8 protein-coding genes are annotated in these 12,899 nt (G+C 54.5%); 3 read left to right on the forward strand and 5 right to left on the reverse strand.

All coding sequences use genetic code 11. The annotated features are described in order from the left end of the window. Window positions 1-7: 7 nt before the first annotated feature. The 3 genes from HRU79_03420 to HRU79_03430 are packed head-to-tail and all read right to left on the reverse strand — an operon-like array spanning window position 8 to window position 3,366. Window positions 8-757: a succinate dehydrogenase/fumarate reductase iron-sulfur subunit gene (locus tag HRU79_03420; GenBank protein QOJ25749.1), complete on the reverse strand. Its 750-nt coding sequence runs from the start codon at window positions 755-757 to the stop codon at window positions 8-10. Then, window positions 754-2,670, reverse strand: a complete 1,917-nt coding sequence (locus tag HRU79_03425; protein ID QOJ25750.1) for a fumarate reductase/succinate dehydrogenase flavoprotein subunit — start codon at window positions 2,668-2,670, stop codon at window positions 754-756. The genes HRU79_03420 and HRU79_03425 overlap by 4 nt, the downstream gene beginning before the upstream one ends. Window positions 2,671-2,682: 12 nt before the next feature. Next, window positions 2,683-3,366 (reverse strand): succinate dehydrogenase cytochrome b subunit, encoded by a 684-nt coding sequence (locus HRU79_03430; protein QOJ25751.1) that lies wholly within the window; start codon window positions 3,364-3,366, stop codon window positions 2,683-2,685. Window positions 3,367-3,498: 132 nt separating this feature from the next. On the opposite strand from HRU79_03430, the gene HRU79_03435 reads away from it, so the two are divergent. Together HRU79_03435 and mltG are read left to right on the forward strand one after the other, a co-directional pair. Continuing rightward, window positions 3,499-4,419, forward strand: coding sequence for an ATP-binding cassette domain-containing protein (locus tag HRU79_03435; protein QOJ27255.1), 921 nt, complete (start codon window positions 3,499-3,501; stop codon window positions 4,417-4,419). Window positions 4,420-4,451: 32 nt separating this feature from the next. Then, window positions 4,452-5,420, forward strand: a complete 969-nt coding sequence (gene mltG / locus HRU79_03440; GenBank protein ID QOJ25752.1) for an endolytic transglycosylase MltG — start codon at window positions 4,452-4,454, stop codon at window positions 5,418-5,420. A gap of 80 nt (window positions 5,421-5,500) precedes the next feature. Here the strand turns inward: mltG and HRU79_03445 are convergent, their stop codons facing one another. Together HRU79_03445 and HRU79_03450 are read right to left on the reverse strand one after the other, a co-directional pair. After that, window positions 5,501-6,967 carry a hypothetical protein gene (locus tag HRU79_03445; protein ID QOJ25753.1) on the reverse strand — a complete coding sequence of 489 codons (1,467 nt, stop codon included), beginning with the start codon at window positions 6,965-6,967 and terminating at the stop codon, window positions 5,501-5,503. Window positions 6,968-6,969: 2 nt separating this feature from the next. Continuing rightward, window positions 6,970-7,785, reverse strand: coding sequence for a hypothetical protein (locus tag HRU79_03450; GenBank protein ID QOJ25754.1), 816 nt, complete (start codon window positions 7,783-7,785; stop codon window positions 6,970-6,972). Between the two features lie 163 nt (window positions 7,786-7,948). Between HRU79_03450 and HRU79_03455 the strand changes: the two genes are divergently transcribed. Then, window positions 7,949-12,895 (forward strand): choice-of-anchor D domain-containing protein, encoded by a 4,947-nt coding sequence (locus HRU79_03455; GenBank protein QOJ25755.1) that lies wholly within the window; start codon window positions 7,949-7,951, stop codon window positions 12,893-12,895. Window positions 12,896-12,899: the final 4 nt, after the last annotated feature.

The following is a 12,899-nucleotide window of genomic DNA, read 5'->3' on the forward strand; positions in this document are numbered from 1 at the left end:
GCACCGGCTACTCCTTGCCAAACAGTGCTGCCTTTGCAAAGTCGCGGTTCATGCGGGCAATAAACGAGACGCTGATACCTTTCGGACAAGCCGCCTCGCATTCGTAGTGGTTGCTGCATCCGCCAAACCCTTCGTTGTCCATCTGTGTAACCATGTTCATTGCACGTGCCGTGCGTTCTACCTGGCCCTGCGGCAACATACTCAGGTGTCCGGCCTTGGCCGCCACGAACAGCATTGCGCTGGAATTCGGACATGCGGCCACGCAGGCACCGCAGCCGATACAGGCGGCAGCATCCATGGCAGACTCGGCATCGGGTTTGGGGACCGGCATGGCATTCGCTTCGGGAGCACTGCCGGTATTTACGCTTACAAAACCGCCGTGCTGAACAATCCTGTCAAATGCTCCGCGGTCAACGATAAGGTCCTTAATCACCGGAAATGCATTTGCCCGCCACGGTTCGATAAAGATCTCATCGCCATCCTTAAATGAGCGCATATGAAGCTGGCACACTGTTGTTTTCGGGATTGGACCATGCGGCCGGCCATTCACCACCATGCCACAGGTACCGCAGATGCCTTCACGGCAGTCGTGGTCAAAGGCCACTGGTTCTTCACCTTTAGCAAGGAGTTCTTCGTTCAGGATGTCGAGCATCTCCAGGAAGCTCATGTGATCGGTGATATTCTCTACGTCGTAGGTGCGCATCATACCGGTATCAGCCGGTGATGCCTGCCGCCAGATGTGCAGTCGTAATTTCATTTATAACTCCGGGTAGCCAGGTGAACATTATCAAACGTGAGGTGTTCCTTATGTAATTCGGGTTGAGCCGAATCGCCCTTGTATTCCCATGCAGCCACGTATGCAAATTTTTCATCATTTCGTTTAGCTTCATGGTCAGGCGTCTGATACTCTTCTCTGAAGTGACACCCGCAGCTTTCCTCGCGCTGCAGTGCGTCGCGCACCATCAGTTCGCCGAATTCCAGGAAATCTGCCACCCGCGATGCCAGCTCGAGTGACTGGTTCAGGTCGGCACCGGAACCGGGTACGAACAGGTTCTTCCAGAACTCCTGCCGGATCTCGGGTATGCGGGCAAGAGCTTCCTGCAGCCCTTTCTGGTTCCGGGCCATGCCGCATTTGTCCCACAGCAGCATACCAAGTTCGCGGTGGAAACTTGTGGGTGTGCGCTTCCCTTTAATCGAAAGCAGGTTATCGATCTTGGTTTTTACTGCTTCCTCGGCCTGGCGCACTTCGGGTGCATCGGTCGTTGGGAGGGGGCTTGGGCCTACCTGCCCCAGATATCCCCCAAGGGTGTAGGGTATCACAAAGTACCCGTCGGCCAGACCCTGCATGAGGGCGCTGGCACCAAGCCTGTTGGCGCCATGATCAGAAAAGTTAGCTTCTCCTAGTGCAAACAAGCCCGGTATCGTTGTCATCAGGTTGTAATCCACCCACAAGCCGCCCATGGTGTAGTGGACCGCCGGGTAGATGCGCATGGGTACGGAATACGGGTCGTCACCGGTAATCCGTTCGTACATTTCAAACAGGTTGCCGTACCGTTCTTCGATAACGTGTTTCCCCTGCCGCCTGATGGCATCGGCAAAGTCCAGGTACACGCCACGTCCGCCGGGACCAACGCCCCGGCCTTCGTCACAGACTTCCTTGGCAGCGCGCGACGAGATGTCGCGTGGTGACAGGTTGCCAAACGAGGGGTATTTGCGCTCCAGGTAATAGTCACGGTCGGCATCGGGAATATCGGCGGCCACCCGGTTATCACCGGCTTTCTTGGGAACCCATATCCGTCCGTCGTTCCGTAGTGATTCGCTCATCAGGGTAAGCTTGCTTTGGTACTCGCCGCTGACGGGGATACAGGTGGGATGGATCTGGGTATAGCAGGGATTTGCAAAGGCAGCGCCGCGTTTATAGGCGCGATAGGCAGCGGTAACGTTGCAGTTCTTGGCATTGGTACTAAGGTAAAAAACGTTACCATAGCCCCCTGTACAGAGCAGTACGGCATCACCCATGATGCTTTCAACTGTACCGGTAACCAGATTGCGAATTACAACGCCGCGGGCCCGATTATCAATCACGATAACGTCCATCATCTCGCGTTTGTTCAGCAAGGTTACCTTGCCAAGGCCAACCTGACGCGACAGTGCCTGGTAGGCACCCAGCAGGAGCTGCTGTCCTGTCTGCCCCCGCGCGTAAAACGTCCGGCTTACCTGGGCACCGCCAAACGAGCGGTTCGCCAGATGTCCGCCATACTCCCGCGCAAAGGGTACGCCCTGGGCTACGCACTGGTCAATGATGTTTACGGAGACCTGTGCCAGACGGTACACGTTGGATTCGCGGGCACGGAAGTCGCCACCCTTCACGGTATCGTAGAAGAGTCGCCAGATACTGTCACCGTCATTCGGATAGTTTTTGGCTGCGTTAATCCCGCCCTGAGCCGCAATACTGTGTGCTCTGCGTGCCGAGTCGTGATACGTGATTGCCGTTACATTGTAGCCAAGTTCGGCAAGGGTGGCTGCAGCCGAGGCTCCGGCCAGACCGGTTCCCACTACAATCACTCTGAACTTACGCTTGTTGGCCGGGTTCACCAGCTTACTGTCGGCTTTATGTTTATCCCACTGCTGCTCGATAGGGCCGGTGGGGACCTTGCTGTTGAGTTCCATAGAATTTCTCCGTTACTTTACTAAGCCGGTAATCACTGCTAACGGTACCGACAAGAATCCCACCACAATCAGGAGTCCCAGCAGGGGCCCAATTGTGCGGATGAGTGGTGTGTATTTCGGGTGGTTGATACCAAGCGTTTGAAACGCACTCTGAATGGCATGGTTAAGGTGCATGCCGGTTACAACCATGGCAATCGCATAGATGACTACGATAAGGGGCTGTGAGAAGCCTTCCACGATCATCCGGTACACGTCGTGACGTCCTGCAGCATCAACATGGTTAAATGCTTCGGGCTGTGCCATGCCCCACGTAAAATGAGCCAGGTGATAGAGGATGTACACCAGAATCAGCAGCCCGGTGTAGGCCATGGAGCGTCCGGCAACGGTTGATGCCCGAGGGGTTACGCGTTCGTTGCGAACTGTCCGCGCTCCCTTGTTCAGACGGGTAAGCTTGATGCCCGTGATTACGTGCAGCACCAGCATTACAATCAGGCCGATACGGGCCACCCACAGGGCGCTTCCGTGCAACAGCCCCCGCAGCTCTACAGCATAGCTGTTCATGTGCTCGGGTCCGAGAAAAACTAACAGATTACCGCTGAGGTGAGCAATTAAAAAGCCCACGATTCCCAAGCCGGAAATTGCCATCACCCACTTTTGAATTATCGTGCTGTTCCACACTTGAGTAAATGTTCGCATGAAGATTGCCCTGATGCAGAAAAACGAAATATACGGTTTATTGGCAAAAGTTGTCCGGTAACACACCTACTGCTTCGAGGTGGTATGGTACATTCGTTTCTGCTGTTTTCTCATCGTATCGTAAACTTGCAGATGCTTGAAATCCAATCGGTAACAAAGCAGTACGGACGTTTTGTTGCAAACAACTCCATCAGTCTGACCATTAACAGCGGCACCATCTTTGGTCTGCTCGGGCCCAACGGTGCGGGCAAGACAACGCTGATCAGAATGATTACCAATATCACAACACCGGATAGCGGGACAATACTGCTAAATGGTCAGCCTGTTGCAGAGGTAGCGCATAACCGCATCGGCTATCTGCCGGAGGAGCGCGGGTTGTACAAGAAGCTTACGGTGCGTGAACAGCTCACCTACTTTGGGATGCTTAAGGGAATGTCGGCAGCCGAGATGCGGACGTCACTGAACACGTGGCTGGACCGGCTGGACGCACGTGGCTGGGAGAACAAGAAGATCTCTGAGCTTTCAAAAGGGATGCAGCAAAAAGTACAGTTCATTAGTGCGGTGCAGCATGCACCGTCCCTGGTGATTTTAGACGAACCGTTTACGGGTCTGGATCCTGTTAATGCCCAACTGCTGATCAGCACGGTGCGCACCCTCCGGTCCGAGAACGTAACGGTGATCCTTTCTACGCACCAGATGGATCAGGTTGAGAAGCTATGCGATGATATTGCGCTCATCAATTTTGGCAGTGTTGTACTAAACGGAAATCTGCGCGAAATCAAATCCCGCTTTCGCAGCAATCATATAGTTTTTGAATATTCAGGCGAAGGTGAGATTCCGGCAATGGCCGGCGTTGGCGTCGAGGCAAAAGCCGACGGCAGGGCTGAACTGAAGTTCGATCCGGCAGTACAGACGCCGCACGGCATTCTGCGTATCCTTGCCGAGCATCTGGAAATCTCGCGCTTCGAGGTTACCGAGCCGTCATTAAACCAGATTTTCGTTGAAACGGTCACCACGGCAGATGCGGGTGTCCCTCAGAGCCCTCAACCGTAGCCTGTAGCACAGGCCACATTTTCGTTACCAGCATGCCTGCAATAAAAAAGTTTACCGTACTGGTTATTGTCCTCCCGATTGCCCTGCTCCTGCTGTCGGCCGGAACAGTAGCATGGATGTTTTCACTACAGCCCCACATCCAAACAGTGTGCAGCGTACACATCCCGCGCGGAACCACCAACGTTGGAGCGGTCACCAGGGCTGCACAGAGTTGCAATGCTCCGCAGCCGTGGCTGCTGCAGTTTACCGCCCGAGTACTTGGTTTGTTCAGTACAGCCTCCGTAAAAAGCGGCTGGTACCGGTTTTATCCGGGGATCACCCAGCTGGATCTGCTGCAGATGCTGTACAGCGGTTCCGGACGCCCCACCGTGCGTGTGCTGCTGCGTGAGGGCCTTACACGATGGCAAACGGCCGGTACGCTGGCAAGAGCGCTGGATATTGATTCAGCAACGCTTGTCGCCCGCTTTGATTCGCTGGAGGGCTACCTGTTCCCCGATACATACGTGTTTTTGTGGCGTGAGGATCCCAACGCTATTGCGTTACGCTTGCAGCAGCAGTATCGTAAGGTTACCGGCAATAACCCGCCTTCGTACGAACAGCTCATCCTGGCATCAATCGTTCAGGCCGAAGCTTCACTTCCAGCCGAAATGCCACGCATCGCGGGCGTGTACGTAAACAGGCTGAACAAGGGAATGCGCCTTGAAGCAGATCCGACGGTGGTGTACGGCAAGCAACATCAGGGACGCATCACGTACTCGCATCTTCGCGACCGGCACGCCTGGAACACATACACCAACACGGGACTGCCGCCCACACCAATTTGTAATCCGGGAGCCGATGCCATCAGGGCTGCCATGAATCCCGAAAAGCACGAGTATTTGTTCTTCGTGGTAAGGCCGGGCGGACAAGGGGCTCATGCTTTCGCAAAAACGTTTGCCGGGCACAATGCTAATGTTCGTGACTATCGTACTGCAAGGGCACAACAGCAGAAAAAACAGTAGGCACGCCACCGTCTCGTGGCTGCACTACTCCGCGACGCTCGCACACGTGGCCCATTCTCCGCAGGTCTGCCACAAACCTGTCACCGTGCAGGTTCGCGCCACAGTGCCGATGTCCGGCCACGCTGATCTCTGGCCTGAATGGTAAACGTAAAGGGCTGACCGTTGTCCTTACGGGTAACTTCAAACTCGTCTATCCATGCAACACCTGCATCATCGGCATCGTTGGCGGCATGGATATTACCGAACAGTTTTCGCACTGAGCGGACGTTGCCGTCAACGACTTCCAGGGACGGACGATCACGATTTTTATCACCATAAAACTTAACAATCACCTTCTTCTTGTCGCCCGACCCGTAATCCTTTACATCCCGGATCTCGGGCGGCGGGAATCCCCGAACGTGTATGGCAACCGGGGTTTCTACACGGTCGCCGGCAATCAGGCGGACAAACTGGAGTGTTTTGCCGGTATCGGACAGTCTGGGAGTAAAGCTCAGAACCGATGCCGACGTGGCAGCCACCTCACGGCCACCATCCAACACGACTGCCTTAGCCCCTTCCAAATCCGGCAGGTTTGTCTCGATCGTGTATTCTACACCCGGATACATCACAGAAGCCACCATGGCGGCCGGCATACTCAGGCACTGCACATCGAACGATGTCTGCGCCACTTGTCCGTCAGCGCGGTGTGCCACAACATTCACGGTGTACTTACCGCTGCGTGGGATGGTACCCCGAACCATCAGCATGCGTGCTGCCGTATCAAGGTATCGTTCCACGGTAGCGCCGTTGCTGGCTTGGACCAAAGGCAGTGCGGCAAGGTCGCGCATGGGATCGGCACCGCCCATACTAAGGCGCATTGCCCACGGCTGCTGCGAGATACCGCTAATCAGGTCGCGCGCAGGCTCGATCCAGAACGTACCCATGGACCGGCGTGCTGATGAATCGATTATCCTGATGGTGTCAACCCGGGGCATGAGCTCGGTCTGACCGTTTTCTGAATGCCGGGTAACGTTGGTGACAAGGACAAACTGTGCCGTGCCATTAAGGCGCAACCCGGTCGGGAAGTGTCGGCCGGCCCCCGCATTGGGTCCGCCTGCATCGGCGGGCACTGCCGACGCCTGTAACGTCACCCGCAGTGTTCGCGGCGTAGCATCGGCATAGTTGGGATGCCACCGAAAGAGGACGGTTTGCCGCTCAGGCAACAACTGCAATTCAAACAATGCTGCAGGATTTCTGCCGGCATCCACCATGAGTACCTGGCCTGTTGCCGCATCCTCGATACGGGCCCGAACGTCAACATCCGTTAAACCGGTGTTGTAGCGAATGACGTTCTCGGAGTCGAGTGACCGTATGCGCAAGCCCCCTGACGAATCTCTGACAAGGTTGCACTCCATACGTACCCGCTCGGGTTGCAGGTCCAGCCTGAGATCACCCGGCAGCACCATCCCGCCACCTGCAGGCATCGGTTTATCGGGCAACAGCAGCACCAGGGCAAGCAGGTACAGGATAAAATAAATTTCAACACGACGTCGGGTGGCGCGCGGCATTCTTACCCCTTGGTAGTGCTCTGACGTGAATCCATGATGGTAGCCGTGAGAATACGTTCCAGTTCGGCACGCACTGTTACCTGCACTTCATGCATCTGTATGGCCCGAAGCTTGTCGTTAATGCCGGCAAGACTGGTGGCAAATTCCTCCAGTCCTTTCGACGTATTTTCCATGCTTTGCATCAGTTGCGGGTTCGGAGCCACCGCCTCTACTGCCTTCATCACGCTGGTGGACACTGACTGAACAAGCTGGCCCTGACGTTCCACGATTTCTACAAGCGCATTCGAGATTGCTTCTAACTGCACGGCCATGGCGGCATAGTCACGGCCAATCTCGCCGATTTCCCGGAGAAGTTCGGTGGCTTCGTTTTGGGTGCCTGCCGAAGTTTCATCGGCAGCTTCGGATTCTTCGGGTGGGGTGAAGTACATCACCGAGAACAATACCAGGAGCAACAGCGCCTCTAAAACCACACCTGCAACCACAATACCCGGACTATCGAAAACACCAACCCGGTTAAGGCCAACAGCCACCAGGAGCAGTGCTGCACCGGCATAGACCCATGCATTGATGGGAGAAAAATAAAAGCGGTTGACCACCTCTTCCATCCACAGCGCTGTACCCTGCCAGATTCCCAGCGGATGTAGAACCACGACGTCCTGACGTGTGCTGCGGATTAACTCCTGCTCACGACAACAAATTCGCCATAGCACACTGAGCGTTTGAAAGGTTCCCAACCTGCGCTCATAGCGGAGTTCACGGTATATTTTGCGTACCAAAATCCGGCCACGCGTATCTGCTAAAGTTTCGATCTGCGTCATTAGTTACACGAAAGAAGTGTTATGCCAGTTATCAATGATACCGATTTTTTGGTGTCATCCCAGTACCATTATCAGGAAATCTTCTCGAAACCGAAAAAAAATGTTGTTGTAATTATTTCTGTATTGCCGTACCTTGCTCTGTTTTTGATCAAATGGAGCTGCCATGCCTAAGGTGAGTTACATACTCATTTGCCTGCTGTGCACCGTGTACGGTGCGTTGAGTAGTGTTGGACCACAGAAGTCAGTACAGACCGGAACGTTTGTGCAAAACAGTGGTCATGTTCGGTACACCAGCGGTACCCGTGCGGATCACGTGGTTGCCACGCACGAGTCGGGTCCGCTGACCACGTTCATCCACCCGGGCGGTATGCACCTGGTGCTGTACCGGCAAACGGCAGATCCACACGGGCAACCATGCTATGATGCCATCCGTGTTGATGCGGGCCTTCTGAATGCCAATCCGTCGGCACGGTTTACCCTGACTGATGTTGCAAGCCAGTACCACACCTACATCCAACCCTCTGTGTTCAGCAACGGGGCAAGGGCACGTCTGTTCTCGGGTATTGTGTTCCATGAAGTTCTGCCGGGTGTTGACGTACGATATACCGCAACTGCAAAGGGCGTCAAAGCCGACTATATCGTCCACCCGGGTACCAATCCGTCAGCTATTAAGATTTTTTACAACGGTGCAACATCTGTTATCCGCAATGCAGACGGCGGCGTGGAATTCACCACCCCATTAGGATCAGTTACAGAATCGGCACCGGTAGCGTGGACTGAGGGTGCAAGCCGCAGAGCGGTTGCCGTACAGTCAGTGCTTCAGGGTTCTGTTCTGTCATTCACCGTGGGTGAGTACAACACCAACGAAACACTGATCATTGACCCTCAGATTGAATGGGCAACGTACTATTCCGGCAATGCGTCGTTCAGCCAGGGTATTAAAACCACCATTGACACTGATGGTAATGTGTACATCGCCGGCTCGACAACAGCTCGGGATCTGCCCATCGTAAGCGGTGTTTTTCAGCCACGGCTGAAGGCACGCAGCGACGCCTTCGTAGCCAAGTTTACTCCCGAGGGTGATTTCGTGTGGAACACCTACGTAGGGGGCACCGGGCGCGATGAACTGCTTGGGCTGTGTGCCGACACATCAGGGGGCGTATGGATATGCGGTTCGCTGGACAGCAGCAACCATTCACTGATGGATACCGCTGCTAACATTAATTACAATAAACGAGGCAGCGGCCCTTTTGGCGACCTAGAGGGCGACACTATCGTGGGCCTTGCCGGCTGGGTGATGCGATTGCAGTCCGACGGCTTTTGGGGCGACAGCTGGATAATGGATGGTAGCCGGGCTGACCGGGTGACCGGCATTGCATTTAACAACGGCATCCTTGCTGTCTGCGGCGAAACCAACAGTCCACGCGTTAGCGAACAAATGGGTGGCGCCTGGGGCAAGAACCGCGCAAACGATACCCATAACTACGATTACTTTATTGCCCGCTTCAGCCTTAAGCCCGGTACAACTGACCGGTGGCGCGGCGACTGGTTAGTGTATTACGGTGGTGATGAAGACGATAAGGCAACCGGTATTGCTGTTGACAGCTTTGGTATCGTGACGGTGGCAGGTTCCACCAAGAGCGCCAACTATCCGGCTACCGATAATTCGCAACTCAAGAATGCTATGGATATCGGCGTGGTACACTTTGCCACTACCGGCGGTATTGCAGACCGCAGGTGGAGTTTCTACCTTGGCGGTACAGATATCTGGGACGCCGCCACCGATGTTACGGTTGATGGCAAGGGCAACCCCATCATCGTGGGCGTTGCCACCAGCGCTGACTTCCCGGTTGCCAACGCCTACCAGGATGTACTCCAGGGCTCGTCGGACGGCTTCATAACAAAACTGAATGAACGAAATGGAACAATTGCGTGGTCATCCTTTCTTGGCGGCAATCAGGGCGACCGAATCAACACCGTGTCACTCACACGTGACGGACGTATCTGGGTGGGTGGTGAAACCAACGGCTCTACCAATCTACCCGTTACTGCCGATGCGTTTCAGAAGGGACCACATGTTACCGGCGACTACCCGTCGCTCTCTGATGGTTTTGTTGCCATGCTCAGCAGTGATGCATCGCAGATGATGTTCTGCTCATACTACGGTGCTTCTCCGCAAAACAATCTACCGCCGCCGCCACAACCCAGCAATCCACTTCCGCCACCCAGTACTGACTTTGGGATTGATTACGTTACCGGCGTGTGCGCCCGCGGTAATGCCTATGTAAGCATTGCCAGCTACGCAAAAACCAGAAACATGCCAACATTGAAGGCGTACCAGGACAGCTCGAAGGTGCGCGCCGACACCATTATGGGATCCGGTTTTGTAAGCTATATTAACAATTGCAAGGACACGACCATCACCATTACGGTGCAGGGCGATACCCTGATCTGCGAAACCGAAACACGGCAGCTTCGGGCCCCTTCAGGCTTTAACCGTTACCGGTGGAGCACCGGTGAAACCGCACAGTTTATCAATGTTTCTGACAGTGGATACTACCATGTTGTGTGCACCACGATTGACGGTTGCATGTATCGCGATACCGTACATCTTTCCAGGGCTCCAAAGCCAACAGTTTCGATCGGCAACGATACCACCGTCTGCATTAACACACCTGTGGCGTTACGGGCAATTGCTGACGGCGGTACCCCGCCCTACACATACAAATGGCGCCGGCTTGAACCTGGCCCGCCTTATATCAACAATACCGAGTCAGAAGCCCCGGAAGTAAACCCGCCCTCTACATCAAACTACGTTGTTGTTGTCAAAGATTTCCTGGGATGTACGGCTACCGACACGATCAAGGTAAGTATTGATAACCCGGGTCTGCAAATTTCCAAGGACTCTATCACGTGGCCGTTCCTTGATGCCTGCGAGTCCTCGGTCGAAGATACACTCTGGCTTAAGAACACGTCAAAACAGCCCATGGTGGTTGACAGCATCAATACATCAATACCCGTGTTTTCGATTGTAACGGATCTTACTAACGGCCTCCATCTAAAGCCGGGTGACAGTGTGCAGATCATTGTTAAGGCAACACCGCAGGCTTCCGGTACAACTACAGGCTTGCTAATGATTATTGGATCACCATGTACCTGGCGTCAGGTTGTTAACCTGAGCGTGACCAAGGCCCAGCTTGTTGCCAGCATTCAGCCAAGCGTTGTAAATTTTGGCACCATCCTCTCGTGCAGGCCCGAAGTTCGCGACACCCAGGTGAATATCCGGAATAACGGCACCAACGATTTGGAGTTGCTCCCCGGCAGCGTGCCTGCCCCGTACGCCATTGTCAGCCCAACCACACCGTTAACCCTTAAGTCTGGCGAAAGCACCAAGGTAACGATCTCCTTCAACCCGCAGGCAAACGGAACCTTCGGCGCCGTAGCCAGGGTTCCGTTTATTTCCGGACGGTGTACAGATACCTTGCGGATTAACCTGAACGGAAAGCGCGACGATGTTCAACTGGAGCTGGTTCCGCAGGTTCTTGACGCAGGATTGCTCCAGGACTGTGATGCCAGTGTGGATACCGCCATCACCCTCCGGAATACAGGCTCGGCGGCAGCCACTGTTCAGTTCCCTACCGATCCCGAGGTGGTGTTTACTCCACAGGGTCCATTAACACTGCAGCCCGGTGACTCCGTTGTTGTTCGCGTTACCATACAACCTGCAGCATCCGGGACAATGCAAAAGAATATTACTATCAGTGCAGAGCCATGCGCCATTACGCTCCCCCTTTCAGTAACAGCTGTTAAGTCAGGCAGCTCACTGGCAATGCCTACGGTAATTGATTTTGGTGAAATCAGCTCATGCGGAGGACAACAGTCTGCTACCGCTACCTTTGACGTAACCTACAGTGGCTCTGACGGTACTGTACAATCGGTGAAAACCGGTAGCTCGATAACCACATCGATCACGTCAGGTAACAAACTGCCGGACGGTGTAGAGCAAACCTTTACCGTTACGTGGACGCCCGGTACTGACGGAACTCTTGTTGATTCCATTGTTTGTGTTGTGGATCCATGCTCGATTACCCGTCACATCCGGGTACAGGGCGTGCGCACGACCGGCGCCATCTGCGCCGCTAGCCCGCTGATTGCTCACGGGACGATAACATCGGGCGCAACCGGCACTGCCTTGTTCCGCAACTGCGGTACCGACACCCTAGCACCAATCGTTTCGTCGTCCGGGGTGCTAACCATACTCTCGCAGACCCCGCCTGCCGGAGCCCCCTTACATGTAGGTGACACACTGACCATTGAATACAGCGTGCCTTGCCTTGCTACCGTGAACGACACAATCAGGGTTCAGGCATCCGCAGAGTGTGCTTCGGTAGCCACAACTGCAATTACTGCTGAATGTAATGCCGCCGGCCCTCCGTCGGCAATAGTAACGATTGATACCATTAGTGTAAAGGTTGGCGAAACCTTTACGCTGCCACTCAACCTTGTTGCCTCCGAGAATCTGGACTTTCATAAGCTAACGGAATGGGAAGCCGAGATTACCTACAATCCAATGGTCATTGTTGGTACAGGTGCCACACCAGACTGCTTTACCGAAGGGATGTACGCACCGTGTTCCATCACGATTCAGGGTACCCGGAGCAGTTCAGCCCAGATTCTTGCAAACCTTACGTTTACTGCCGTGCTGGGCAGCGCTCCAAGCACAAGCGTGGACATCACCAGCTTCCGGTGGCTTGCCGATACAACGGCTGCTATTCAAACCCGTAACGGTCTGGTGACGATTTCGGACATCTGCGAGGCGGGCGGAACACGTTTGCTGACGCCAAAGAATGCCCCGCTCGACATCCGGGTGTACCCCGTTCCCGCAACAAGCACCATCAATGTAGCTACCAGCGGACTTGGAGAGCAGAAGGCCTCATTTACGTTGTATGACGCTACCGGACGGATGGTTGCCGGCGGGCCACTGCAATCTGCACTTACCGGCGAAGCCGTTACGACCATCAACACGGAAACCATCGCAGCCGGAACATATATTCTGACTGTTGACATCGGCGGCCGGCTTTATCGAATCCCTGTCTTAATTATGCAATAACATT

This window comes from Ignavibacteria bacterium, assembly GCA_015709655.1.
GTDB lineage: Bacteria > Bacteroidota > Ignavibacteria > Kapaibacteriales > Kapaibacteriaceae > OLB6.